This is a genomic window from Acidithiobacillus ferrivorans, assembly GCF_016250455.1.
In the GTDB taxonomy this organism is placed as follows: domain Bacteria; phylum Pseudomonadota; class Gammaproteobacteria; order Acidithiobacillales; family Acidithiobacillaceae; genus Acidithiobacillus; species Acidithiobacillus ferrivorans.
This window is the reverse complement of sequence record NZ_CP059488.1, coordinates 2,376,538-2,400,436: the sequence shown is the minus strand read 5'-3', so window position 1 is coordinate 2,400,436 and position 23,899 is coordinate 2,376,538. Positions and strand designations below refer to the sequence as shown.

Here is a 23,899-nt window from a genome sequence, read left to right as displayed (position 1 = left end):
TACTTTTGTCAGGACACACGGTCAGGAGCCACGTTATGTGCTTGCGTAACAAGCCGGGCGCTATCTTTTTTGGGCCGGTCCTGGTGCCGCTTGCTGACTGAGGTTGTGGCGTCTTTTATGATAGTGCGAAGAAAACACTGCAAGTTGCGCACAACTAGCGTATAGTGTGGACGCTGAATTCTCTTCGTTGTCCAGGTGTGCTCATGTCTCAAGAATCCGATCTTCGCTTTATTGATTTCGCCCTCGCTGAACCGATCCAGAAAGCGGTGACCGAGATCGGCTACGAACAACCGTCGCCCATTCAGGCGCAGAGCATCCCGCCGCTGCTGGAGGGGCGCGACGTTATCGGGCTGGCGCAGACCGGTACCGGCAAAACAGCTGCATTTGCGCTGCCGTTGTTAAGCCGCGTTGATCTCAGCTTGCGCGTGCCGCAGTTGCTGGTGCTGGCGCCCACCCGTGAGCTCGCTATTCAAGTGGCTGAGGCGATGCAGAGCTACGCTAAGTTTCTCCCTGGATTCCATGTGCTGCCCATCTATGGCGGACAGTCCATGAGCCTGCAGCTCAAGCAACTGCAGCGTGGCGTGCAGGTGGTAGTGGGTACACCCGGACGCATTCAGGATCACCTGCGCCGCAAAACCCTGCGTCTGGATCAGTTGCAGGCCGTGGTGCTGGATGAGGCCGACGAAATGTTGCGCATGGGCTTCATTGACGCGGTGGAGGATATCCTCAAACACACGCCCGATGGCCGACAGGTGGCACTCTTCTCTGCGACGATGCCAGATGCCATTCGCCGCATCGCCAAAACCTATTTGCGCGACCCCCTGGAAATTCGTATTAAATCAGCGACGACTACAGTGGCCGCTATTCGCCAGCGCTATTGGCAGGTCAGCGGTACCCACAAGTTGGATGCTCTTACCCGTATTTTAGAGGTAGAGGAGAGTAATGCCTGGCTGGTTTTTGTGCGTACAAAAACAGCGACGGTAGAGCTGGCGGAGCGCCTGGAAGCGCGCGGCTATGCCTGTGGCGCCCTCAATGGCGATCTTAGTCAGGCGCTGCGCGAACAGACCATTGAGCGCCTGAAGGCGGGGACGCTGGATATTGTTATTGCGACTGATGTGGCGGCCCGCGGTTTGGATGTCGAACGGATCACCCACGTGATCAATTATGACATTCCGAATGACACCGAGGCCTATGTTCACCGTATTGGCCGCACTGGGCGTGCCGGACGTACCGGAGACGCGATTCTCTTTGTCGCGCCGCGCGAACGCCATTTGCTGCACGCCATCGAGCGGGCGACGGGGCAGACAATTACAGCCATGCATCTGCCCAGCATAGAAGATGTTGCGGATCGGCGGATGAGCCAGTTCAAGGATCAGTTGTCAGAAGTGCTGAATAGTCAGGATCTTGCGGTTTTTGAATCCCTCATTGCGGATTATCAGCAGGAAAAGGACGTAGGTTTGGGAGAAATCGCTGCGGCGCTGGCTTACATGGTGCAGAAAGAGCGCCCCCTGGTTCCTGTCGAGGCCCCGGTATCAAAGCCGATGCGCAGCGACTCTGGAGGTGCCGGTCGACCGCCATCATCACGTCGCCGCTCTGAAGATGAACGGGGTGGGGGCAGCAGTGCACGACGGCCACCGCGCGGTGGTGGTGCCACCTCGGGAGGGGAGGATGTGCCTATGCGCCGCTTCCGCTTGGATGTGGGTGAAAGCCACGGTGCGCAAGTCAAAAATATTGTCGGTGCGATCGCCAATGAGACTGGGATACCCAGCCGCAATATTCGCAAGGTACAGATTGGCGCCGAGCATACCACTGTCGAGCTTCCTGCGGATATACAAGCGTCAGTTTTGCAGCATCTGCAAAAGGTCTGGGTCTCGGGGCGGCCTTTGCAGATCGCCCCGACCGATGCGGGCGCGCCGGTGGGACGTGCTGCCCCTGCGAAGCCGCGCAAGATACTCTCCGCCAAACCGGCAAAAAGTGAGTACAAATCCAAGGAGCGTGGCGCTGGGCCAGTAAAGCGGAAGAAGCCTGCGCGCGATAGCTGAACAAAAAAGAAACCGGAATTGCGAAAGCCAGACCGGTAAATTACTTTTCCCCGCAGGGGGGACGGATGGCTGAGAGAGCCACCCGTTGGGCTTATTAAGCCCGGCGGACCTTCTCAGCCTGCAAACCCTTCGGACCACGAGTCACTTCAAAATTGACGCGCTCGCCTTCGGCCAGGGTCTTGAACCCCGTACCTTCAATAGCGGAGTGATGTACGAATACATCTTCCTTGCCATCTTCCGGCGTAATGAACCCAAACCCCTTGCTGTCATTGAACCACTTCACTGTGCCGACCGCCATTTTACACCCCAAATTAATCAAAGCTGGCCCAACTGGCCGTCGCCGAGGATAGCATATCTACAGGCCAATGCAAGTTGAGTGTCTGACTATATCGTTAAGCATTCAGGTGATCAGTAAGGGATCGACATCAAGCATCCAGCGAACATTTCTGGCGGAGTGAAGCTCGGCAAACTGTGGTAGCCAGAGTTTAAGCGCTTTCTGCATTTGGGCCCGGCCTGGTGCTTGTATCCAAAGCTCTGCACGCTCGAAACCGGCACGTCGCTCCATGAGCGACGGCGTCGGACCACTGATCTCCACCAGGGCAAGCGGTGCACATTGGCAGGCGGCCTTCAGGAATTCGTCTACCCGGCAGCGTTGGTGCGCCTCGGCACGCAGCAGGGTGAGGGCGCCAAATGGCGGTAGCCTCGCAGCCCGGCGCTCATCCAGGAGCGCCTGCGCCGGAGGACGGTAGTCGCCCTGAGCGAGGCTTTGCAGTAAAGGATGTTCAGGCAGATGGGTCTGTAGTAGTACTCGGCCAGGCCGTTCTTCACGGCCGGCGCGGCCGGCGACTTGCAGAACGGTCTGCAACAATCGTTCTGGAGCGCGAAAATCAGCGCTGAATAAACCCTGATCCGTATTGATAATGCCGACCAGAGTGACGGCCGGGAAGTGATGTCCCTTAGCCAGCATTTGGGTACCCACAAGGATGGCAGCACGATTCCGGTGAATGTCGGAGACCGCTGTAGCGAGGGCATCACGACCATGCAATGCGTCGCGGTCGATGCGCCAAATGGGGGTCTGAGGGAAGCGCTGGCGAAGTATCTCCTCCAGTTGCTCAGTGCCTTGGCCGACGGTGACCAGCACCGCACTGCGGCAGGCGGGGCAGACCGGTGGCCAGTGCGATTCGTGACTACAATGATGACAGCGGAGGCGTTTCTGTTGGCGATGCCAGGTCATGGGAGCGCTGCAACGAGGGCACTGCAGCACATGGCCACAATCGTGACAGAGTACTGCTGGAGCGTAGCCCCGACGATTCAGGAACAGTAATACCTGATTGCCTGCCTCCAAGGTTTCCTTACACGCCGTTAACAGGGTAGAGGAAATGCCACCTTGCAGATTTTCGCGGCGCAGCGGTACGATCGTCATCTTCGGTAAATCGGCTGAAGTGGCGCGCTGGCGTAGTTCTAGGTGCTGATAACGGCCCTTTTGCGCGTTGTAGAGGCTTTCCAGAGAGGGCGTGGCAGAGCCGAGGACAATGGGAATATTTTCCAGGCGCGCGCGCTGAATCGCCAGATCCCGTGCCGAATAATGCCAGCCATTCTGCTGCTTAAAAGAGGGGTCATGCTCTTCATCGACAATAATCATGGCAAGACGGGGCAGAGGCACGAAAAGTGCCGAGCGGGTGCCAATGATGACTTGAATCTGCCCAGCCGCTGCCGCTGCCCAGATGCGCAAACGCTCGCCGTCGCCTTGTGCAGAGTGCAGGGCGGCTACGCGATGCTCGCCAAAACGCGTTTGGCAACGTTCTACGAGTTGGGGGGTGAGACCGATCTCTGGGGCCAGAATGAGGGCTTGTGCTCCGGATTCCAGATGCGGCCGGATTGCTTCCAGATACACTTCTGTTTTACCGCTGCCAGTCACTCCCTCCAGTAACCACGCCTTAAAGCCTTTGGCCATGCGTAATTGCGTCACGGCGCTTTCTTGTTCCGCATTCAGGCGGTGTGGAGAGGGTACCGCTTGTTTAGGTGAGATGACTTCCGCCTCCGTTTCTATCCAGCCCTTTCGGATGGCCTGCCGTAAAATGGGGCGTAATTCTTTGGGAATTTCTGCTTCAGGCACCACACCTGTGGTGATGAGCAATTCCCGGAGCGCTTGCTGCAATTTTCCAGGCTGGCGTGGTGCCGTCTGTGCTTCGGTAGCACTGAGGCGGTAACCCCATGGAGTGGGTTTTGGCAGCGGTCGACCTTGGCGCAGCAGGGTCGGCAGGGCGGTAGCCCAGGCATCACCGAGCGGGTGATGGTAGTATGTCGCTCCGAAGTGAATCAATTGCTGTAAGGCAATGGGTAAAATGGGATGCGCGTCCAGGACCTGTTCAATAGTCTTGAGCATGACGTCGGGCGGGCAACTGGCATAGCCGAGAACAATACCTACGCGCTTGCCTTTGCCGAAAGGTACCCGCACTCGCATACCCGGCTGTAGATGGCCCTCTGGCGGCAGGGCGTAAGAAAAGATGCGGCGGAGCGGTACCATGACGGCTACTTGAATACAGTTTGCTTCATCGCTCATGAAGTTGCCCACAACTTCTGTGGATAAGTCTGTGTATGAACATCTTGAAAAGTCTCAGACTCCCTGTTCTTCAACGCGTTAGAGTGGGTGCCTAAAAAGGGTGCAAAATAAAAGTTAATAAAAAACAGTGTGTTAATAATTGACATCAATGACGTGCTGGAATCGCCCAGACTTGTCTCTGTATATGAGTGGATTGTGTATAAGTTTGTCAATGGTTGTCTTCAAAGTGCTCTGGGCGGGCATGGATGGCCCAAAAATGGCCAATTTTCATAGGGCTCCCGGTATTACAGATGTGCCGCTCGGGGCTAGGCCCGCGACAATCCCCCAGAAGAGCAACAGACCAATCCAGTTATTGTGCAGAAAAGCGCGGAACGCTTGATCCCTGTCGCCGCCAAGCAGCGACTGCTCGTAGACCGCGAGAACGGTGGCACCCGCCAAGGCGATCCAATAAGGCCAATGCATGCCCCGCGTGACGCCGATCCCGAAAAAAATGATGAGCATGATGGCTTGCAGGCCGGCAATGGCGTGACGGTCAAAACGTCCAAAAAGAATGGCTGTCGACTTGATTCCGGCCTTGAGGTCGTCTGGACGGTCGGCCATGGCGTAGGCCGTGTCATAAGCGACGACCCAGCAGGCATTGGCCAGCATCAGCCACCAGGCGAGTGTCGGAACTCGCCCGAGGGTCGCGGCAAAAGCCATCGGTATACCAAAGGAAAAAGCGATGCCCAGATAGGCTTGCGGGAGATGGGTGAAGCGTTTGAATAACGGGTATGTAACAGTGATGAACGCTGCGCCACCTGCTAACCCTATGGTCAGCCAGTTGAGCAGAGGCAGGAGGGTTGCGGCCAGCAGGCACAGGATGACGAACAGGCGCAGTGCTGCCCGCGAGCTAATCAGACCTGTCGCCAGAGGGCGCTGGCAGGTGCGGGTGACCTGCCGGTCGAAATCGCGGTCAAAGTAATCATTGATCACACAACCCGCCGAGCGCATCAGCCAGGTGCCGGCGGTGAAAATCAGGAAAAGACCAAGTGACGGAGTCCCCTTTGCGGCTAGCCAGAGTCCCCAGTAGGTGGGCCAGAGCAGGAGCAGAGTGCCAATGGGACGATCCATGCGCATCAGGGTCGCATAGGCACGTACGCGTTGGCGGCGCGGCGCGGGAATCGTTTGCATCAGCGTCGTCCTCGACCCGCCCAGCGTGGCAGGTCCGGCAGGAAATGCTCTTCGACCAGGACACTTGCACCACCGCGACGTAATACCGACCGCCGCTGCCAGCGGTGTTGGCCGAATCGGGGCTGGCCCTCGGCTTGAATCGGGGAGCGCCACAAGCGGCGGTGACGGAATAGGGTATTGCCGATGGGGCGCGTGCCATGCCTGGTCAGCGGTAAGAGGCCGCGACGTAGCCCGCGCAACGGAATGGTCGTGCGCGCCCAGAGTGCCGGACGCATCACGTCGCCACCGTGCAAGAGGACCTCGCGCCAAAAAATCTGCTCTCCGCGATGTAGGCGTAATAGGTAGCGCTCAGTCGGCGTTGGATTCGCACGTCCACTACCCAGCAGCAGCGCCTGCACCATATGCGGCTTTTCGTAGGCTCGTTGCAGCGCTGCAGTGAGAGAGGCAGGTAAGGTCAGCCAAGGCCATAGCAGACGAGGGGCATGGCGCAAGGGAGGTGGGTTTTTGGTGATCATTTTGGAAAAAGGCAGTGGTCCGTTGTTTGGCGCAGGACTCTGCGTCTTCTGGTCATGCCGCATCATTTTCGCCTCTTCTTATGTCAATGCGACTCAATCAGCGCTGCTGGGGTGCGTGGTAAATAAAGGCATCCACCCGCGCTGGCGGCACGTTGCGCCAGACCACAGCCATCCTTCCCCGACGAAAGTCCGCTGGCAAGCCCGCGCAGGAACAGCGGAAGTGATAGGTAAACTGGATGAATACTGTACCGTGGCGACTGATCCCTGGCAGTTGCTGAAAGATGCGTTCAACGACCGTTTTGGGAATGCTGCGCAGCGGCAGACTGGACACCACGGCGCGGACCGGGCCGCGATGCGCCACCAGGTGTTGAATGTGTGCTGCGTCCCCTTCAATGACCTCCACCTCGGGATAATGCCGACGCAGGTGGTGGACCATGGCCGGTGCCTGCTCGACAAGAACCAGATCCTGCGGTGGGATGCCGCTTTCCAGTAAGGCCTTGGTTACTGGCCCCATACCCGGCCCCAATTCGACCACCAGGCCGGGGCCGTGGGGCACCATAGCGGCCATTCGGCGGGCGAGGAAGGGTGAACTGGGTAGCACAGCCCCAATAGCATGAGGATCGCGTAAAAACTCGCGGGTAAAGTGCCAAGCCTGGGACATCGGCCCGGGAGATCGGGACATGGGCTTTCTCCACCGGTGGAGGCAAAACGCTGGTCATCGCGTCGCCGAAGGAACGGCGCGTATTGTAGCACGGTGCCGCGGATGGCGTCATGCCGGACTCCATTTGGGTTATACTGGCGTTGTGGAAAACTGGTTTTCTGGATTTTATAATGAGGATGGAGATGAATAAGCGTTTGCTTCTGATTATGATGTTGTTGTCCCCGATCCTGCTTGCCGCCTGTAGCACGGAGGGTGGACCGCTGGCGGCGATCTATACGGGCCAGAGAACACATTACTACCCGACGGCATTTCAGCCCACCCTTGCGGCAGCTACGCAGGTGCTGGGGCGGATGCATTGTGTCATTCTCAATACCGAAACTGCGGGCACTTCCCCTCAAGGCAGCATTATTCATGCGCGTAACGGACACATGCTGGTGGATGTGACGGTTACGCCGAAGGGCCCCCAGGTTACTGCGGTGGCTACTCGTTTTGGTCTGCTGGGCAGTGTTCAGGATGATCAGCGCTTTCACTTCTTGCTAAAATCAGCGCTTGGCCTGGGATGATTCCGTAATCTGCGGCCACCCCTTGTCAATCCTTCGGGGTGGCCCTATCATCGTTCATAGGTCCTCACTTCTTCTGGGAATGCATTGCAGAACCTGTATATCAAGACTTACGGCTGTCAGATGAATGAATACGACTCCGAGCGCATGGCTGATGTGCTTGCGGTCAGCCATGGGTTGCATCTGGTGGATGATCCGTTGCTCGCCGATGTACTCTTGCTCAATACCTGCTCCATCCGTGAAAAAGCCGAAGATAAAGTGTTTACCCAACTGGGTTTTTGGCGCCCTTTAAAGGAGCGGCGTCCGGAGTTGGTGATCGGGGTTGGGGGTTGTGTGGCCAGTCAGGAGGGTGAGCGACTGCGGCGGCGGGCGCCTTATGTAGATCTGGTGTTCGGGCCACAAACGCTGCATCGCTTGCCGGACTTGCTAGACGCCTGTCTGGCCGAGCGCCGTCCCCAGGTGGATGTGGCATTCCCGATGCTGGAGAAGTTTGATCACCTGCCGCAACGGCCCGGTCGTGACGGCGCTACCGCTTTCGTCACTATTCAGGAAGGTTGCGATAAATTCTGTACCTTCTGTGTGGTGCCTCATACCCGGGGGCGAGAATATAGCCGCCCCATGCCCGACATCCTGCGGGAGACGCGTACGCTGGTAGATCAGGGGGTGCGCGAGATCACTCTGCTGGGCCAAAACGTTAATGCCTACCGGGGTGCGACGGGATTGGTAGGTGAGGGTGGCCTGGCCGATCTGCTGGCACGCCTGGCGCGAATTCCCAATTTACTGCGCTTGCGTTATACCACCTCCCATCCCAGTAACCTGGATGACGAATTGATTGCTGCGCATGCCAATATTGAGATACTGGCACCGCACCTGCACCTGCCGGTACAAAGTGGTTCTGACCGTATTTTGCGGCGTATGCATCGCAAGCATACGGTTGAGCAGTATTTAGATAAAATTGAACGTCTGCGTGTCGCGCGTCCCGGTATTCAGATTTCCTCGGATTTTATCGTGGGTTTTCCGGGCGAAACCGATGCAGACTTTGCCGCGACTATGGAGTTGATCGATGCGGTGCGTTTTGATCAATCGTTCTCCTTCAAATACAGCCAGCGTCCCAATACACCGGCACTGAAGCTGAAAGACAGCGTGCCCGAGGCCGTCAAGGATGCGCGTCTGGCGGTATTACAGGGGCGTATCAACGGGCTGGCGCAGGGTTACGCGCAAGCATTGGTGGGTACGCGGCAGGCAGTATTGATGACAGGACCATCGCGCCGCGATCCGCAGCAACTGACGGGCAAGACCGCCTGCAATCGCTCAGTCAATATGGCGGGTTCCATGGATTGGGTCGGACAGATGCTGGATGTCGAAATTACGGCAGCGCTGCCCAATAGTCTGCGCGGGCGTGTGGTGCAGGTGGCACCGGCGAGCCAGCGCCTTGCCGTATAACCCCATGGAGCCTCCTGGTAAGACGCTGAGTGTAAGTCACGGCGATTTCATCGCTGAGCAGGCGAGCGCGGCGATGCTCTCCGAACTGTCCGGCGAACTGGACAGCCATATCAAACAGATCGAGTCACGCTTAGGGGTGGTGATCCTGCCCCGCGGCACGCGCTTTCATATCACCGGACCAGCCGCTTCTGTGCAGGTCGCGCAGGATGTACTCTCCCATCTTTATACTCAGGTACGCCAAGGGCGCTCGCTGTCCAGTCATTGGGTGCACCATAGCATCCAGAATGTGCAACTGGAGGCGGAGGCGGGCGTTACGGCGGTGGAGTCTTCCGGCGTACAGACCCTCAAAGGGATGATTCGTGGTCGCGGGCAACGGCAGCGCCGTTATCTGGAGTCTATCCGCCACAATGATCTCACTTTCGGCATTGGCCCAGCCGGTACGGGCAAGACCTATCTCGCCGTCGCCGCAGCGGTGGAGCAGATGGACAGCAATCAGGTGCGGCGTCTGGTGCTGGTCCGCCCAGCCGTAGAAGCGGGCGAACGTCTGGGTTTTCTGCCCGGATCCCTGAGCGAAAAAGTCGATCCCTATCTCCGTCCGCTTTACGATGCTCTCCATGAAATGTTGGGTTATGAGAAGGTCGCCAAACTGATGGAACGGCAGGTGATTGAAGTGGCACCACTGGCCTATATGCGCGGGCGTACCCTGAATGATGCCTTTATCATTCTCGACGAGGCGCAAAATACCACTCCGGAACAGATGAAAATGTTCCTGACCCGCATGGGTTTTGGCGCCAAGGTCGTGGTAACCGGCGATGTGACGCAGGTGGATTTGCCGCGTGGGCAGCTTTCCGGGCTGGTGCAGGTCATGGATGTGCTCGACGATATGCCGGGTGTGGAGATGGTGTTTTTTGAAAGTGCCGATGTAGTCCGTCATCCGCTGGTAGCCCGGATTGTGGAGGCTTATGACCGCTTCGGAGCGAAAATATGAGCCGTCTTTATTTGCGCATGGCTGTGGATGATACTGTTGCGGCCTTGCCCCTACCATCCCGCGCTGAGGCGCGTCGCTCGATATTGCAGGCGCTGTCCGCTCCTTCGGCGCGGGCATCTGCGGATGACCGGATCTGCGATCTATCCCTGACTTTTGTGGATGATACCGAAATTGCCGCCCTGAACGAGGGATATCGGGGCAAGGCAAGGCCGACCAATTGTTTGTCCTTCCCGCAGGATGTGCAACTGCCCATGTTCCGCCGCGATTTGCTGGGCGATATTGTTATCGCGCCGACGGTGGTGATGCGTGAGGCCGTCGAGCAGGGCAAGCACCTGCGCGATCACTATCGTCATCTGCTCATTCACAGCACCCTCCACCTCCTTGGCTATGATCATGAAGTAGCTGCCGAGGCGCAGGAGATGGAGGCGCTGGAAACCCGATTGCTGGCTGCAATGGGTGTGGCCGACCCTTACCTGAACCAAATGCATGAGTGATGATCGCAGTAACCAGGAACGACCACGGGGCTGGTGGGAGCGTTTTACCCAGTCCTTGCGTGGCAATGTGGAAGATCAGGATACCCTGCTGGAATTGGTCCGTGAGGCGGGCGAGCGACAGATTATCGATGCCGAAGCGGCGCGGATGGTGGATGGAATTTTCCGTATGGGCGAGCTCACGGTGCGGGATGTGATGATTCCTCGGCCACAGATGGAAGTGATTGAACTGGATATGCCTTTAGCAGAGATTGTCGCCCGGGTGTCCGAGGTGGGGCACTCGCGTTTTCCCGTGGTGGGGGATGATCGCGATGATGTGCGCGGCATTCTCCTGGCCAAAGATCTGTTGCGGGGTTGTCGGGGTGACATGCCAACGCCGCGGCTGACGGAATTGCTCCGTCCGGCGACTTTTATCCCGGAAAGCAAGCATCTGGATCATTTGCTTTACGAGTTCCGCACGGGTCGGCATCACATGGCCGTGGTGGTAGATGAGTACGGTGGGGTCGCCGGGCTGATCACCATTGAGGATGTGCTGGAAATCATCGTCGGTGAAATTGAGGATGAATATGATATTGATGAGGATGTGATGATCGCTCCGCGGGAGGATGGAGATTTCCTGGTAAATGCTTTGATTCCTCTGGAAGAATTTAACGCACATTTTGTGGCACACCTGGCGGATGGGCATGCCGACACCCTGGGTGGCTGGGTGGCTACGCGCTTAGGGCATGTGCCGCGTATGGGTGAAGTGATTGAAGAGGGGAATTTGCGGCTGGAGGTATTGCGAGCGGATCGTAAGCGGGTGCAGATTTTGCGTGTGACGCCGCCGCCACCACCGCGCAGTGCATCTCAGCCGGAAACGGCACCTCAAGAGAGCGCGTGAAGGGTGGTGCACTGAAAAAGCCGCACTTTCTTGTGCGGCTTTTAGCCGCGTTGATTTTGGGTGCGGCCTGGCCCTTGGCCTTCGCGCCCTTGGCCTTGTGGCCGCTGGCCATCGCCCTGCTTTTTGGTCTGTTTTGGCTGGCGAGTACAGCGGAACATCCGCGCCGTGCGGCCGCTCTCGGGGCCATTTTCGGTTTTGCGGCCTTTGCGGCGGGAACCAACTGGATCGCCATCACCCTGCATAATTTTGCCAACATGGATTGGGCATTAGCTGAAGGGGCCGTAGCTTTGCTAGCGGCTTGTTGTGCCGTCTATCCGGCGCTGGCCTTATGGCTGGCCACCCGCTTTTTTGTCGGCAATGCCCGGTTACTGGCCCTGCCGGTTCTGTGGATTTTGGGGGAGTGGGCGCGGGCACGTCTTTTTACAGGCTTCCCCATGTTGGCGACGGGGTACACCCAGACCCATGCCTTTCTTGGCGGCTTTGCATCCTGGCTTGGCCAGTACGGGGTGGGGCTGGCAACCGCCGGGGCGGCGGCTATTCTGGTTTATATGCTGCAACGGCGGCAGTCCCGCCAAGTGTTGATGGGAGGCGTCGCGGCGCTCCTCGTGATTTCCGGCGTAGCCATGGCGGCGGCATCCGTGTCGTTTACCCATCCCGCAGGCAAACTGCTGCGGGTGAGTCTGCTGCAGGGGAATGTTGCCATCACCGAAAAGTGGAATGCGGGTAAAATCAGCGACATTTTGCATCACTACGTTGATCTGATCTTGCAGACACCGCCGAACACCCAATTGATCGTTTTGCCGGAAACAGCCTTTCCTGTTTTCCAGACGGAAATTCCGGGCCTGATCGCGCAATTGCAGCAGTGGTCAGCGATGCACCATAAAATTCTGCTCATCGGTGTCCCCGAAGATGCGGGCCACAAATATTACAATGCGGCCATGGAAATTGCTGGTAAGGCACCTTTGCGCTGGTATCGGAAAGAGCATCTGGTGCCTTTCGGGGAATACATCCCGATGCCGAGCCTGCTCACGTCGCTGGTGCGTCATTTTTTACCGGGACTGGGGAGCTTTTCTTCCGGGCATGGGCCTTATGTTTTGCCCGTGGACGGACAGAAAGCCGGTATAACCATCTGTTATGAAGAGTCTTTCTCCCGGGATGTGCGCAAGGGTGTGGAAGAAGGTGCCACTTTTCTTCTGAATATCAGTGATTATGCCTGGTACGGCCATAGCATCGCCGCAGCGCAGAGTCTGCAAATGGCGGCGATGCAGTCCTTGCAGGAGCAGAAACCCGATATTCGGGCGACCAACACCGGAATCACGGCTCTGATTTCGCCACGCGGGCAGGTGCGTGCGCAATTGCCGCAGTTTGTGCTGGGCACCCTGAATGAGGCCATACAGCCGATGGCGGGGGAAACGCCTTACGGGCGCTGGGGCAGTCTCCCTTATCTGTTGTTGAGCTTGATTCTGCTGCTGATGGCTGTCGTCCTCAGTCGCCAGCAATCATCATTTCGTCAATAAGAATGGAAGGGCAGCCGGTATTGCCGTGGATGAGCATATCGCTGCCCACCACGCTCATGCCCTGGAACATGGCCTGCAAGGTGCTGGCGATGGTGATCTCTTCAACAGGATATTGAATTTCCCCGTGCTCGACCCAGAAGCCTGCTGCGCCCCGTGAGTAGTCGCCGGTAACCATGTTGATACCGAAGCCGATGAGTTCGGTAACCAGCAGGCCATGTCCCATCTGGCGGAGCAGGTCTTCCAGAGAGGCATCGCCAGGTTGTAGAGTGAGATTGTGGGCGCCGCCGGCATTACCCGTGGTCTTCATGTTTAATTTACGGGCGCTGTAGCTGTCGAGAATGTAACCTTCCAATACACCGTCAGCGATAATATCGCGGTTTCGGGTGGCGACGCCTTCGCCATCGAAACTGCTGCTACCCAGTCCGCGCCGCCGTAACGGTTCTTCATAAATGCGGATGTGTTTCGGGAAGAGTTGCTTGCCGAGACTGTCGACCAGGAAGGAACTTTTGCGATACAGGCTGCCGCCGCTGATGGCGCTGGCGAGGTGGCCGATGACACTGGAGGCGACCTGATTTTCGAAAAGCACTGGGGCCTTGGTAGTGGCTACCTTGCGGGCATCGAGTCGGCGCAGAGCCCGTTGTGCTGCTGTTTTGCCGATCGCTTCCGGGGTTGCCAAAGCATCCGCTGCGCGCGCCACATCATACCAGTAATCCCGCTGCATACCACCTTTGGTATCTTCGGCAATCACCGAACAAGACAGACTGTGCCGCGAGGAACGGCTGCTGCCTATGAATCCCAGCGTGTTGCCGTAGACCGAGACGCCCTCGCCGGTGCCGAGACTGCCGCCCTCGGAGTTGTGAACACGCGAATCGCTGTCGCGGGCGGCGACCTCGCAGCGGCGTGCCAGATCAGCGGCGGTGTCGGCATCTATGGACCAAGGATGATAGAGGTCCAGCTCTGGGAAGTTTGTGGCAAATAGTGCGGGGTCGGCAAGCCCGGCAAAGGGGTCTGCTGCCGTATGCCGGGCAATGGTGAGTGCCGCAGAAACCGTCTCTGACAGCGCCTTGCGGGAGAAGTCGGAGGTAGAGGCACTGCCTTTCGACTGGCCCAGATAGACGGTCACTCCCAGCCCTTTGTCCTGATGATATTCAATAGACTCGACTTCCCCCAGTCGCACCGTTACCGATAAGCCTTTGCTGGTGCTGGCGGAAGCTTCTGCCGCACTGGCCCCCTGCTCGCGGGCAAGGTCCAGCATGTCATCAACAATCTGGGTCAGTATGCCGGTATCGAGGGTGGGGTGGGGGGCTTGGCTCATGAGGTATTTTCCCGCAGGTAATGGAGTAATCGCCTTATCTTACCCCCAAGCTTCACGGCAGGGGAAGTTTGGGACCAGTTCGAATATTCCAGCACTCTGAGTGCTGGGCGTGAAAGTCTTCAGTGTTGCGTGGGCGCGCGTCACTTTCCCGTGTGTTTTCACGCTTGACAATGATGTGTTGTTTCACTAAATTGCAACAATGTTGCATTACAAAGATTTGGTGTCTGTCTGCTGGTCATACGTCGGCCTCCGAGGATTTGCCCGTGATTCCGTTTAACCATCAGAAGGCATTGGTCCATTCAATGCCTAAGCATTGCTTACGAAGCCGGATGCCTGCTCTGTTGCCACTGATCGCTTTATTTGCTGGGCTGGGCATGGCACAGATGGCTACTGCAGCGACGATTTATGCGGTGGGTGTAGAAAATGAGTATGCCGATGTGATCGGCCAGATCGGCGGGGGGTATGTCACCGTCAGCGCCATTGAAAGCAATCCTAATACCGACCCCCATACTTTTGAAGCCAGCCCTGCTGTGGCCCGTGAAATCGCCGGGGCGCAGATTGTGGTTCGTAATGGCGTGGGCTACGATGGTTGGGTCAAAAAGATTCTAGCGTCCGACCCTAATCCCAAGCGCAAAGTGATTGTGGTTCAGGATTTACTTCACCTGCCGGAAAGTACCAAAAACCCCCACCTCTGGTATAAACCGGAGACTATGCCTGCAGTTGCCCAGGCGGTTGCCCGAAGCTTGGCGGAACTGGATCCGGCCCATGCTGCTTATTTTGCCGCCAATGTGCGCAAGTTTGATGTCTCTCTGCAGCCCTGGCATCTGGCTATCGCCAGCTTCAAGGCCCAGTTCGGTGGCACGCCGGTAGCTGTGACCGAGCCTGTTGCAGACTACCTGTTGCAGGCTGCCGGTTGCGATGTCAAAACACCTTGGAATTTGCAGGCCGCCATCATGAATGGTACCGACCCGGCGCCGCAGGATGTGAGCATCCAGAATCAGCTCATCAAGCACCATAAAATAAAAGCATTTGTTTATAATAAGCAAGTTACTAATTCGTTGACGGCTTCTTTTCTGAGTAAGGCGAAAGCAGAGAATATCCCCGTGGTCGGAGTCTATGAAACCATGCCGACGGGTGATAGTTATCAGTCCTGGATGCTGACGGAAACCAATGCCCTGCGTAATGCCGTGGAGCGCGGTATGTCGACGACCGTGCTGAAGTAGTCCGGCATTGGCAATGTCTGATCCGGTACTTTCGGTTGCTCGTCTCTCGGTAGATTTGGGCGGCCGCAGCATTTTACGGAATGTCAGTTTTGATCTTTACCCCGGTCAGCTCTGCGCTCTGATCGGTGAGAATGGGGCGGGCAAAACAACCCTGTTGCGTAGCCTACTGGGCCTGACGGCGCAGCGCTCTGGGCAGGTTCTGATTGATGGCGCACCGGCGGATCAGCGCCGTGCTCTGGTGGGCTATGTGCCACAGAAAATTGCCCTTGATCCGGACATCCCCCTGCGGACCCGTGATTTGGTGCAGTTGGGGCTGGATGGGCATCACCTTGGTCTGCCGTTGTTTTCCGGCCGTAAAAAAACCTTGGTAGATCAGGCGTTGCACGCGGTCGGGGCCGGAGCCTTTGCCGATCAGCGGGTAGGAGAACTCTCTGGCGGTCAGCAACAGCGGGCGGTGATTGCCCATGCTTTGGTGCGTCAGCCGCGCCTGCTGATTCTCGACGAGCCCCTGGCCAATCTGGATTTTGGCAGTGCCAACGCACTGGTGGCACTGCTCGGTACGTTGACCCACACCCAGCACATTGCCGTGCTGGTGACGGCCCACGATATGAATCCTCTGCTGCCGGTGATGGATCGTTTGGTCTATCTGGTGGGTGGACAGGCCGCTGCGGGGAGCGTGGAAGAGGTAGTGCAGCCTGAGGTGTTGGGTAAGCTCTATGGTTATTCGGTTACGGTGTTGCGTCACGGCAAGCGGATACTGGTGTTACCCGATCTCGCCGCTGAAGAGGTTGAGACGGGCACGACATCGCATGAGCCGCATCCGGTAGCGGGGGTTTAGTATCATGGAGAATCTGTGGGCGTTTTTAGCGCATTCCAGTTTTTTGAGTAGTGAGCCGGTGCAAACCGCCTTGCTTGTCGGTGCCTGCGCAGCGCTGGTCAGCGCAGTGATCGGGGTGTTTACCGTATTACGCGGTAATGCCTTTGCTGGGCATGCCCTGGCCGATGTGAGCAGTGCCGGGGGGGCGGCTTCCTTCCTGCTGGGCATCAGTCCCTTGCTGGGTTTTCTGGGCATGGCCTGGATTGCGGCTTTCGGGATGGAATTTCTGGGGGTACGCAAGGTACGGGAGCGTGATCTTGCCACGGGTATTGTTCTGGGGGCAGGGTTGGGTCTGTCGGCGCTCTTTCTCTATCTGGATGTGACCACTACCAGCACTACGGGTGCAGCGGTATCGGTAATGTTTGGCTCCATGTTTGCGATTCCCCAGAGTCTTATCGGTCCTGCGTTGATGGCCTCCGCCGCAGTGTTTTTACTCGTGGGTCTGCTCTACCGGCCGATGCTGTTGACGGCGGTGGACCCTGATCTGGCAGCAGCACGGGGTATTTCCCTGCGTTGGATCGGTTTGCTGCAACTGCTGGCTCTGGGGTTGGCGGTAGCGGTCTGTGCCCTGGCCATCGGCGCGGTGCTGGCGACGGCTTTGCTCATCGGCCCGGCGGGTGCGGCGATTCGCCTGAGCAGGCGTCCGGCGCAGGCGATATTCTGGGCCAATGCTATCGCTTTGACGGCAGTCTGGGGTGGTATCTGGATGGCCTATGAAAGTTACTACTGGTTTTCCGGTAATGCCTGGCCAGTGAGTTTTTTTGTAGTGACGCTGGTGTTTCTGTTTTATTTGGCGGCGGTGCTGGTAGCTAAGGTGATGGGCTTGTCGGTGCGTCCGCAACCGGTCATCTGGCCGCACTGCGAAGCATAAAACATGTTTTCCAGTTTTATGATTAATACTTGGATAGCTGGCACTGCCATCGCTTTCGTCGCGGCTTTCGTCGGATTTTTTGTGGTGGCCCGGCGCTCGGCTTTTGCCGCCCATGCCCTACCGCTGGGAGCCTTTCCGGGGGCGGCGGCAGCCAACCTGCTGGGGATCAATCCGCTGATCGGACTGCTGATTTTTGTCGGAATGGGGGTTTTGCTCTTGCGCCAGTTGGTGCGCATGGGGCGCCGCGATGTGGGCACGGGGCTGGTGCTGGTGCTGTTTTTGGGGGTGGGTGCGTTGTTACTCAGTATGACCAGCGAGTATGCGCCGGCGGTATTTTCTTTGCTTTTTGGCGAGGTGCTGGGGGTCAGCGACGCAGATCTGCTGCCCATACTGGGTATTTGTGCGCTAGTGGTTGTGGGGATTGCTCTGTATTTTCGGCCGCTCTTGTTGGATTCGACTTTTCCCGATCTGGCGGCCTTGCAGGGGATCCGCGCCGCACGGATGGATCTGGTGTTTCTGACCCTGCTGGCCCTGGTGACTGCCACGGCCTTGCCGGTGGTGGGAGCCTTTCTGGTGTTCACCCTGCTGGTTGGCCCGCCGGCTGCCGCCCAGGCGTTGAGCGGCAATCCCATGCGCGTGCTGGTGCTGTCCGTGATGTTTGCAGAGGGCTGCATCTGGAGTGCCATTGCGCTCTCTTACTGGACCAACTGGCCTATCGGGTTTTTTGTCGGGACCCTTGGTGCGGGCTTGTTTACGGTGGCGCGTTCTTACCGGCACTGGAATCAGCAGCAACGCAATTTCGTGGCGCCATAAATACTGATCAGCCTCTTCAGTTGCCGGGTTTTGGATTAATCGTTATCAGGGAGTTCCGGCCTTTCCACCAAGGGTTCCATCTCCGGGGGGCCAAACTCCGGACGCTCAATTTCGGGACGATGTAATGCGGGAGGGAGCACCGGCATCCGCGGTATGATGGGCAAATCGAAGTCCATAGGGTTGATGCTGAAGGTGACGCTTTCCACCGCGACGACGCCTGGGGCTTTGACCTCTCCGTTGATGGCGACCATGCTGCCGGCTCGCATGTCTGCGGCATCCCCGTTTGCATAGAGGGTATGGGGGCTCTCCACTAGGGATACCCCGTCGCTGGTCCATCCGCTACCCCCGCGATCCAGATAGCCCACCAGGGACACCCGATTGCCGACGTCCTGCACCGCCAGCGCGGTGGGGCTCACGCTTTCCACGCGGGTCTCTCCATCGGTGTATTCGCCCCTGACCACCACGGATTGCCCCACCTGGATGGCACGGAGCAGGGCCCCATTGACCTTGAGTTTTGTTGCCCCGACTTCCAGGGTGTTCTGATCCGGATAAAGGGCGTCCACCTGGCCCCGCAGCAGCAACGGGACCCGAGCGGGCGCGGCATCCGCCGGATAGAGACGGGTGATCGCCGTCGCCAACCAGTACCCGCCTCCCCTATTGAGACCGCTGACCGAGACCACGTCACCGACTTGCAGGATCTTGAACGGCAGGGATTGGCCAGAGTTGCGCACGGCAATCGAGATTTTTTCGTCCGCCTGGAAGGTCTCGCCGAGAATGGTGAATTGCCGCTTGGCCGCATTGACTTCCGTCACCCTGCCGATAACGGCATGGTCCACTCGTACCTCCTGGGCGATCGTCCGCCCGTCGGCGGCGGCCTGGACGGTGACGCGGTCCCCGAGATGCAGGTCTTTTGCCGTACCTGCGGCGCCGTCGACGCTGTAGCGGGTCTGGGGGCTCAGGGCATATTCCCGACCGTTGACATAGATGCTGCCGAAGCGTTGGATTACCCCCAGTGCCGTGATTCCCGTGCCGCCGATGCCCCCTGGCTGGATGCCCGTGCCGCCGATGCCGCCGGAATGTATGCCCGTGCCGCCGATGCCGCCGGGGTGGATGCCTGAGCCTCCGATGCCGCCCGCCGGATCGGAAAAGGCCTGCGTCCCGGGCAGTACCGCCAGGGTCAGGACCAAGCCCCACCAGCGCAGGGTTTTAGGCATGCGGCTCGTCCACCGCTGCCGGTTCCTCAGTTGGTTTCACCGCAGCGTCTTCTTCGTAGTAATAGACCCCCAGGCGGAGTCGCCGCTGGGGTCCTTCGGGTGACTCGGCGGCGTTCAGCCGCTGATGGGCTTCCCGCAGTAGCCGTTCGCTCATCCGATAGATCTCCGGTCGCGCCTCCTCCAGCACGGCTGCGGGCAGCGCATCGAAATACAGCGCTCGCTCCAGAAAGGGCTCTCCCCCTTCCAGATTGTGTACGGCGCTGCGCAGGTGATCGCCGACGTTCTCCCCCAAAAAAGCGACCTGGTCTTCGGGCAGATCGGAAATATACGCAACGCGCAGCAGGTGCACCACGCCTTCCTGCTCCTGGGTCACCCCCACCCGGCCCAACTCGTCCAAAATGGCGCGCGGGCGCATGTCAGCCTTGACCCTGCGCGCCAGTCCCTCAAAGCTCGGGGACGCCTCGCTGCGCAGGGGCAGCGGCCGGGGCTGCCCGGCAGGGTCCGTATATTCCGCCATCGACACCCAGGCGGCCACCATCTGTGCCGCGATATTGGCCCCGTGCCGCAACATCGGCCGCTCGCCGTGCTCCTCCAGGAGCAGCCGCAGCCGTTTGACCTCTTTGCGGTGGATCCCGGTCAGCAGGCTGATCCGGCTGTCCGTCAGCGGCCGCCCGGCGGCCTCTCCATAGTGCTGGCCCGCCTCTGCTACGTATACCATTTTGAGGGCGTCCGCCAACGCCCCATAGGTCCACCCCTGTCCGATCAGATACCGGATCAAAGGGCGCAGGATCGCCAACACTGCCGTTTTCAATACTCCATTCATGGCCTGCCTAGGGTTCGCCTCCATCAGTTTCCGCGTCAAGTGTAGCAGGTAGTGAAATATGGACGCACCATTTACCCTCACCACTCACCACTCACCACTCCAGATACACGCGCAACGCCCCTCCGTTAGTCAAGATTGCCCGCGCACAGAACACGGAGGCAAGATTTCACCAGTCTCATCCGGTGATTTGTGCATGCGGTCAGCAGGAACGCCGTTATGTCCAACCCACTGTGTTGTGGTCTGGTGTCACCGGTTTTCAAGAGGCGTCGTAATAATTCCGATACCAGTCGACGAAACGGGCAAGGCCATCGCGCAAGGGGGTGGCGGGGGAAAAACCCACTGCCTCCTGCAATTCACGCACATCGGCATAGGTGGCAATAACGTCCCCGGCCTGCATGGGCAGCCATTCGATGTTGGCCTTGCGCGCCAGCAGATCCTCCAAGATCGCGATGAAATCGAGCAGGGCTACCGGGGTATGGTTGCCAATATTGTAAATACGGAAGGGGGCGTTGCTGGTGCTCGGATCCTGCTGCTCCGCTGCGGCCGGAGCAGGACGCGGTGCGCAGTCCAGGAGCCGCACCACGCCTTCGATGATGTCGTCGATATAGGTGAAATCCCGGCGCATCTGGCCATGATTGAAGACGGGGATGGGCTCTCCGGCAAGGATCTGGCGCGTGAAACGAAAATAGGCCATGTCCGGTCGGCCCCATGGTCCGTAGACCGTGAAAAAACGCAGGCCGGTGCAGGGAATGCCGAAAAGATGTGCATAGCTATGGGCCATGAGTTCACCAGCCCGCTTACTGGCGGCGTAGAGACTGAGCGGATGATCGACCCCGTCATGGACGCTGTAGGGCAGGCGGGCGTTGGCACCATAGACCGAACTGGAGGAGGCGAAAAGCAGATGGTCCACGGCCTGGGCGCGACAGCCCTCCAGAACATTGGCGAAACCGACCAGATTGCTGTCGACATAAGCGGCGGGATCCTGGAGGGAATGGCGGACGCCCGCCTGGGCCGCAAGGTTCACCACCACATCAAAATGTGGCCCGGCGAAGAGGCTTGTCATGGCCGCCCGATCGGCAAGATCCACGGTGTGGAATTGAAAGTCCGAATGGTTTTCCAGATGCGCCAGGCGATCCCGCTTGAGGGCGGGGTCATAATAGGCGTTGAGGTTATCAAGACCATGCACGATCCACCCTTCGGTCAATAGACGGCGGCACAGGTGGTAGCCGATGAAGCCCCCGGCGCCGGTGACGAGAATCCGCCGGCTCATGAGAAAGCCTGCGCCAGGAGCGTGTGCAGACAATGGCTGCTCCTCCCCTGTACCGCACCAGTATCAGCCCCCGCACCGCTCTGGTAATGGCCTTGCAGGACCTCGGGCATAGAAGTATGGCGGATCACGTCATCCCTCCTGCAACTTCGCCGAACTGTGTCCGGCGTTGCCTCGTTCCGTCGCCAGGTTGTTGATGAATAGGTCAGGAGTTGCATCCCCTGCAGGTTGCTTTCCAAGTTCATCCGCATCCTCCATCTGTATGATTAAATTTAACATATGTGGTACAACGCGGCGATGTAATATAGCTTTTTCTTAATCGCCATCAAGGATTTCCGGCCTTTCCACCTGTGGTCTCACCTCCGGCCGCTCGACGTCGGGCCGCTCGATTTCTGGGCTATTGATCTCTGGGCGCTCACCCTCATTTTCAGATCGCTCCCAATTCCCCCCCACGCCCCGCGCCACCGGTGGCAAGGGGGGCAAATCGAAGTCCATAGGGTTGATGCTGAAGGTGACGCTTTCCACCGCGACGACGCCTGGGGCTTTGACCTCTCCGTTGATGGCGACCATGCTGCCGGCTCGCATGTCTGCGGCATCCCCGTTTGCATAGAGGGTATGGGGGCTCTCCACTAGGGACACCCCGTCGCTGGTCCATCCGCTACCCCCGCGATCCAGATAGCCCACCAGGGACACCCGATTGCCGACGTCCTGCACCGCCAGCGCGGTGGGGCTCACGCTTTCCACGCGGGTCTCTCCATCGGTGTATTCGCCCCTGACCACCACGGATTGCCCCACCTGGATGGCACGGAGCAGGGCCCCATTGACCTTGAGTTTTGTTGCCCCGACTTCCAGGGTGTTCTGATCCGGATAAAGGGCGTCCACCTGGCCCCGCAGCAGCAACGGGACCCGAGCGGGCGCGGCATCCGCCGGATAGAGACGGGTGATCGCCGTCGCCAACCAGTACCCGCCTCCCCTATTGAGACCGCTGACCGAGACCACGTCACCGACTTGCAGGATCTTGAACGGCAGGGATTGGCCAGAGTTGCGCACGGCAATCGAGATTTTTTCGTCCGCCTGGAAGGTCTCGCCGAGAATGGTGAATTGCCGCTTGGCCGCATTGACTTCCGTCACCCTGCCGATAACGGCATGGTCCACTCGTACCTCCTGGGCGATCGTCCGCCCGTCGGCGGCGGCCTGGACGGTGACGCGGTCCCCGAGATGCAGGTCTTTTGCCGTACCTGCGGCGCCGTCGACGCTGTAGCGGGTCTGGGGGCTCAGGGCATATTCCCGACCGTTGACATAGATGCTGCCGAAGCGTTGGATTACCCCAGTGCCGTGATTCCCGTGCCGCCGATGCCCCTGGCTGGATGCCCGTGCCGCCGATGCCGCCGGAATGTATGCCCGTGCCGCCGATGCCGCCGGGGTGGATGCCTGAGCCTCCGATGCCGCCCGCCGGATCGGAAAAGGCCTGCGTCCCGGGCAGTACCGCCAGGGTCAGGACCAAGCCCCACCAGCGCAGGGTTTTAGGCATGCGGCTCGTCCACCGCTGCCGGTTCCTCAGTTGGTTTCACCGCAGCGTCTTCTTCGTAGTAATAGACCCCAGGCGGAGTCGCCGCTGGGGTCCTTCGGGTGACTCGGCGGCGTTCAGCCGCTGATGGGCTTCCCGCAGTAGCCGTTCGCTCATCCGATAGATCTCCGGTCGCGCCTCCTCCAGCACGGCTGCGGGCAGCGCATCGAAATACAGCGCTCGCTCCAGAAAGGGCTCTCCCCCTTCCAGATTGTGTACGGCGCTGCGCAGGTGATCGCCGACGTTCTCCCCCAAAAAAGCGACCTGGTCTTCGGGCAGATCGGAAATATACGCAACGCGCAGCAGGTGCACCACGCCTTCCTGCTCCTGGGTCACCCCCACCCGGCCCAACTCGTCCAAAATGGCGCGCGGGCGCATGTCAGCCTTGACCCTGCGCGCCAGTCCCTCAAAGCTCGGGGACGCCTCGCTGCGCAGGGGCAGCGGCCGGGGCTGCCCGGCAGGGTCCGTATATTCCGCCATCGACACCCAGGCGGCCACCATCTGTGCCGCGATATTGGCCCCGTGCCGCAACATCGGCCGCTCGCCGTGCTCCTCCAGGAGCAGCCGCAGCCGTTTGACCTCTTTGCGGTGGATCCCGGTCAGCAGGCTGATCCGGCTGTCCGTCAGCGGCCGCCCGGCGGCCTCTCCATAGTGCTGGCCCGCCTCTGCTACGTATACCATTTTGAGGGCGTCCGCCAACGCCCCATAGGTCCACCCCTGTCCGATCAGATACCGGATCAAAGGGCGCAGGATCGCCAACACTGCCGTTTTCAATACTCCATTCATGGCCTGCCTAGGGTTCGCCTCCATCAGTTTCCGCGTCAAGTGTAGCAGGTAGTGGTATATATTCCCACAATTCTTATTGTGCGGTAGCGGAGCACCAATGTCTACCAGTCACCGGACAGGAAGAGGCCATGTGGCAGACAAGCTGTATGCACCAACACAATGATTGGACAGTGCTTTGCCGGTGCTGGGCGTAGCTAGGACCGGAGAACGGCACGCATGTCCGGAGTGAGTCTGGGTGGTCATTGACAGTGGGAAAATTTACCACTACGCTTGTTTAAAGTGCCGCGATCGGCGTCACTTCCCAACATTGGAG

General features: G+C 58.9%; 23 protein-coding genes and 1 pseudogene. 11 read left to right on the top strand and 13 right to left on the bottom strand.

Features of this window, described 5'->3' with window-relative positions; genetic code table 11:
* Nucleotides 1-203: 203 nt before the first annotated feature.
* Nucleotides 204-2,042, top strand: coding sequence for a DEAD/DEAH box helicase (locus tag H2515_RS11990; protein ID WP_035193753.1), 1,839 nt, complete (start codon nt 204-206; stop codon nt 2,040-2,042).
* 94 nt (nt 2,043-2,136) lie between these two features.
* Here H2515_RS11990 and H2515_RS11985 read toward each other — a convergent pair whose 3' ends face one another.
* The 5 genes from H2515_RS11985 to H2515_RS11965 form a co-directional block, all read right to left on the bottom strand.
* Nucleotides 2,137-2,340 (bottom strand): cold-shock protein, encoded by a 204-nt coding sequence (locus H2515_RS11985; RefSeq protein WP_009564993.1) that lies wholly within the window; start codon nt 2,338-2,340, stop codon nt 2,137-2,139.
* A gap of 102 nt (nt 2,341-2,442) precedes the next feature.
* Nucleotides 2,443-4,605 (bottom strand): primosomal protein N', encoded by a 2,163-nt coding sequence (locus H2515_RS11980; RefSeq protein ID WP_198660236.1) that lies wholly within the window; start codon nt 4,603-4,605, stop codon nt 2,443-2,445.
* Nucleotides 4,606-4,872: 267 nt separating this feature from the next.
* Nucleotides 4,873-5,775, bottom strand: a complete 903-nt coding sequence (ubiA, locus tag H2515_RS11975; RefSeq protein WP_035193758.1) for a 4-hydroxybenzoate octaprenyltransferase — start codon at nt 5,773-5,775, stop codon at nt 4,873-4,875.
* Nucleotides 5,775-6,356, bottom strand: a complete 582-nt coding sequence (locus H2515_RS11970) for a chorismate--pyruvate lyase family protein (RefSeq protein WP_231551187.1) — start codon at nt 6,354-6,356, stop codon at nt 5,775-5,777. Before H2515_RS11970 ends, ubiA begins: the two co-directional genes overlap by 1 nt.
* 31 nt (nt 6,357-6,387) lie before the next feature.
* Nucleotides 6,388-6,972 (bottom strand): class I SAM-dependent methyltransferase, encoded by a 585-nt coding sequence (locus tag H2515_RS11965; RefSeq protein WP_065412603.1) that lies wholly within the window; start codon nt 6,970-6,972, stop codon nt 6,388-6,390.
* Between the two features lie 161 nt (nt 6,973-7,133).
* Between H2515_RS11965 and H2515_RS11960 the strand changes: the two genes are divergently transcribed.
* The 6 genes from H2515_RS11960 (at nt 7,134) to lnt (ending at nt 12,830) form a co-directional block, all read left to right on the top strand.
* On the top strand, nt 7,134-7,514 hold the full coding sequence (locus H2515_RS11960) for a hypothetical protein (protein ID WP_035193778.1): 381 nt from the start codon (nt 7,134-7,136) through the stop codon (nt 7,512-7,514).
* Between the two features lie 84 nt (nt 7,515-7,598).
* On the top strand, nt 7,599-8,954 hold the full coding sequence (miaB, locus tag H2515_RS11955) for a tRNA (N6-isopentenyl adenosine(37)-C2)-methylthiotransferase MiaB (RefSeq protein WP_083091369.1): 1,356 nt from the start codon (nt 7,599-7,601) through the stop codon (nt 8,952-8,954).
* A 4-nt stretch (nt 8,955-8,958) separates the two neighbouring features.
* Nucleotides 8,959-9,942: a PhoH family protein gene (locus H2515_RS11950; RefSeq protein WP_035193764.1), complete on the top strand. Its 984-nt coding sequence runs from the start codon at nt 8,959-8,961 to the stop codon at nt 9,940-9,942.
* Nucleotides 9,939-10,436, top strand: a complete 498-nt coding sequence (gene ybeY / locus H2515_RS11945; RefSeq protein WP_065412601.1) for an rRNA maturation RNase YbeY — start codon at nt 9,939-9,941, stop codon at nt 10,434-10,436. The genes H2515_RS11950 and ybeY overlap by 4 nt, the downstream gene beginning before the upstream one ends.
* Complete coding sequence (locus tag H2515_RS11940; RefSeq protein WP_065412600.1) at nt 10,429-11,313, top strand: HlyC/CorC family transporter; 885 nt, start codon at nt 10,429-10,431, stop codon at nt 11,311-11,313. Before ybeY ends, H2515_RS11940 begins: the two co-directional genes overlap by 8 nt.
* The gene (gene lnt / locus H2515_RS11935; protein ID WP_198660235.1) at nt 11,310-12,830 is read left to right on the top strand and encodes an apolipoprotein N-acyltransferase; all 1,521 of its coding nucleotides are present in this window, start codon (nt 11,310-11,312) and stop codon (nt 12,828-12,830) included. Before H2515_RS11940 ends, lnt begins: the two co-directional genes overlap by 4 nt.
* On the opposite strand, the gene pmbA is transcribed toward lnt, so the two are convergent.
* Entirely contained in the window at nt 12,799-14,145 is a 1,347-nt protein-coding gene (gene pmbA, locus H2515_RS11930) for a metalloprotease PmbA (RefSeq protein WP_035193770.1), read from the bottom strand. The genes lnt and pmbA overlap by 32 nt on opposite strands.
* 329 nt (nt 14,146-14,474) lie before the next feature.
* On the opposite strand from pmbA, the gene H2515_RS11925 reads away from it, so the two are divergent.
* The 4 genes from H2515_RS11925 to H2515_RS11910 are packed head-to-tail and all read left to right on the top strand — an operon-like array spanning nt 14,475 to nt 17,929.
* Entirely contained in the window at nt 14,475-15,368 is an 894-nt protein-coding gene (locus tag H2515_RS11925) for a metal ABC transporter solute-binding protein, Zn/Mn family (RefSeq protein ID WP_231951158.1), read from the top strand.
* A 13-nt stretch (nt 15,369-15,381) separates the two neighbouring features.
* Nucleotides 15,382-16,206, top strand: coding sequence for a metal ABC transporter ATP-binding protein (locus tag H2515_RS11920; RefSeq protein WP_035191733.1), 825 nt, complete (start codon nt 15,382-15,384; stop codon nt 16,204-16,206).
* 4 nt (nt 16,207-16,210) lie between these two features.
* Nucleotides 16,211-17,116 carry a metal ABC transporter permease gene (locus H2515_RS11915; protein ID WP_198660234.1) on the top strand — a complete coding sequence of 302 codons (906 nt, stop codon included), beginning with the start codon at nt 16,211-16,213 and terminating at the stop codon, nt 17,114-17,116.
* Between the two features lie 3 nt (nt 17,117-17,119).
* Nucleotides 17,120-17,929, top strand: a complete 810-nt coding sequence (locus tag H2515_RS11910; protein WP_085537900.1) for a metal ABC transporter permease — start codon at nt 17,120-17,122, stop codon at nt 17,927-17,929.
* Between the two features lie 35 nt (nt 17,930-17,964).
* On the opposite strand, the gene H2515_RS11905 is transcribed toward H2515_RS11910, so the two are convergent.
* The 7 genes and pseudogenes from H2515_RS11905 to H2515_RS11880 all read right to left on the bottom strand — a co-directional run bounded on the left by H2515_RS11905 (nt 17,965) and on the right by H2515_RS11880 (nt 23,586).
* Complete coding sequence (locus H2515_RS11905) at nt 17,965-19,143, bottom strand: DUF5666 domain-containing protein (protein ID WP_198660233.1); 1,179 nt, start codon at nt 19,141-19,143, stop codon at nt 17,965-17,967.
* A complete protein-coding gene (locus H2515_RS11900) occupies nt 19,136-19,966 on the bottom strand; it encodes a DUF6502 family protein (RefSeq protein ID WP_198660232.1) in 831 nt (276 codons plus the stop codon). The genes H2515_RS11905 and H2515_RS11900 overlap by 8 nt, the downstream gene beginning before the upstream one ends.
* A gap of 256 nt (nt 19,967-20,222) precedes the next feature.
* On the bottom strand, nt 20,223-21,236 hold the full coding sequence (locus tag H2515_RS11895) for an NAD-dependent epimerase (protein WP_198661467.1): 1,014 nt from the start codon (nt 21,234-21,236) through the stop codon (nt 20,223-20,225).
* The gene (locus H2515_RS11890; protein ID WP_198660231.1) at nt 21,233-21,478 is read right to left on the bottom strand and encodes a hypothetical protein; all 246 of its coding nucleotides are present in this window, start codon (nt 21,476-21,478) and stop codon (nt 21,233-21,235) included. Before H2515_RS11890 ends, H2515_RS11895 begins: the two co-directional genes overlap by 4 nt.
* A 70-nt stretch (nt 21,479-21,548) precedes the next feature.
* Nucleotides 21,549-22,388 (bottom strand): DUF5666 domain-containing protein, encoded by an 840-nt coding sequence (locus tag H2515_RS11885; protein WP_232821376.1) that lies wholly within the window; start codon nt 22,386-22,388, stop codon nt 21,549-21,551.
* A gap of 63 nt (nt 22,389-22,451) precedes the next feature.
* Nucleotides 22,452-22,511 (bottom strand): annotated as a pseudogene (locus H2515_RS16135) (hypothetical protein); the annotation flags it as partial.
* A 289-nt stretch (nt 22,512-22,800) separates the two neighbouring features.
* The gene (locus H2515_RS11880; protein ID WP_232821375.1) at nt 22,801-23,586 is read right to left on the bottom strand and encodes a DUF6502 family protein; all 786 of its coding nucleotides are present in this window, start codon (nt 23,584-23,586) and stop codon (nt 22,801-22,803) included.
* Between the last annotated feature and the right edge of the window lie 313 nt (nt 23,587-23,899).

Bases quoted from the DNA above. Each gene is read 5' to 3' on its own strand.
- H2515_RS11965 (WP_065412603.1), bottom strand. From the start codon at position 6,972: ATGTCCCGATCTCCCGGGCCGATGTCCCAGGCTTGGCACTTTACCCGC.
- H2515_RS11915 (WP_198660234.1), top strand. From the start codon at position 16,211: ATGGAGAATCTGTGGGCGTTTTTAGCGCATTCCAGTTTTTTGAGTAGT.
- H2515_RS11880 (WP_232821375.1), bottom strand. From the start codon at position 23,586: ATGAATGGAGTATTGAAAACGGCAGTGTTGGCGATCCTGCGCCCTTTG.
- ubiA (WP_035193758.1), bottom strand. From the start codon at position 5,775: ATGCAAACGATTCCCGCGCCGCGCCGCCAACGCGTACGTGCCTATGCG.
- H2515_RS11895 (WP_198661467.1), bottom strand. From the start codon at position 21,236: ATGAGCCGGCGGATTCTCGTCACCGGCGCCGGGGGCTTCATCGGCTAC.
- H2515_RS11925 (WP_231951158.1), top strand. From the start codon at position 14,475: ATGCCTGCTCTGTTGCCACTGATCGCTTTATTTGCTGGGCTGGGCATG.
- H2515_RS11890 (WP_198660231.1), bottom strand. From the start codon at position 21,478: ATGAACTTGGAAAGCAACCTGCAGGGGATGCAACTCCTGACCTATTCA.
- H2515_RS11960 (WP_035193778.1), top strand. From the start codon at position 7,134: ATGAATAAGCGTTTGCTTCTGATTATGATGTTGTTGTCCCCGATCCTG.
- H2515_RS11940 (WP_065412600.1), top strand. From the start codon at position 10,429: ATGAGTGATGATCGCAGTAACCAGGAACGACCACGGGGCTGGTGGGAG.
- pmbA (WP_035193770.1), bottom strand. From the start codon at position 14,145: ATGAGCCAAGCCCCCCACCCCACCCTCGATACCGGCATACTGACCCAG.
- H2515_RS11990 (WP_035193753.1), top strand. From the start codon at position 204: ATGTCTCAAGAATCCGATCTTCGCTTTATTGATTTCGCCCTCGCTGAA.
- H2515_RS11980 (WP_198660236.1), bottom strand. From the start codon at position 4,605: ATGAGCGATGAAGCAAACTGTATTCAAGTAGCCGTCATGGTACCGCTC.
- H2515_RS11920 (WP_035191733.1), top strand. From the start codon at position 15,382: ATGTCTGATCCGGTACTTTCGGTTGCTCGTCTCTCGGTAGATTTGGGC.
- H2515_RS11950 (WP_035193764.1), top strand. From the start codon at position 8,959: ATGGAGCCTCCTGGTAAGACGCTGAGTGTAAGTCACGGCGATTTCATC.
- ybeY (WP_065412601.1), top strand. From the start codon at position 9,939: ATGAGCCGTCTTTATTTGCGCATGGCTGTGGATGATACTGTTGCGGCC.
- H2515_RS11900 (WP_198660232.1), bottom strand. From the start codon at position 19,966: ATGAATGGAGTATTGAAAACGGCAGTGTTGGCGATCCTGCGCCCTTTG.
- H2515_RS11910 (WP_085537900.1), top strand. From the start codon at position 17,120: ATGTTTTCCAGTTTTATGATTAATACTTGGATAGCTGGCACTGCCATC.
- H2515_RS11985 (WP_009564993.1), bottom strand. From the start codon at position 2,340: ATGGCGGTCGGCACAGTGAAGTGGTTCAATGACAGCAAGGGGTTTGGG.
- H2515_RS11905 (WP_198660233.1), bottom strand. From the start codon at position 19,143: ATGCCTAAAACCCTGCGCTGGTGGGGCTTGGTCCTGACCCTGGCGGTA.
- H2515_RS11970 (WP_231551187.1), bottom strand. From the start codon at position 6,356: ATGATGCGGCATGACCAGAAGACGCAGAGTCCTGCGCCAAACAACGGA.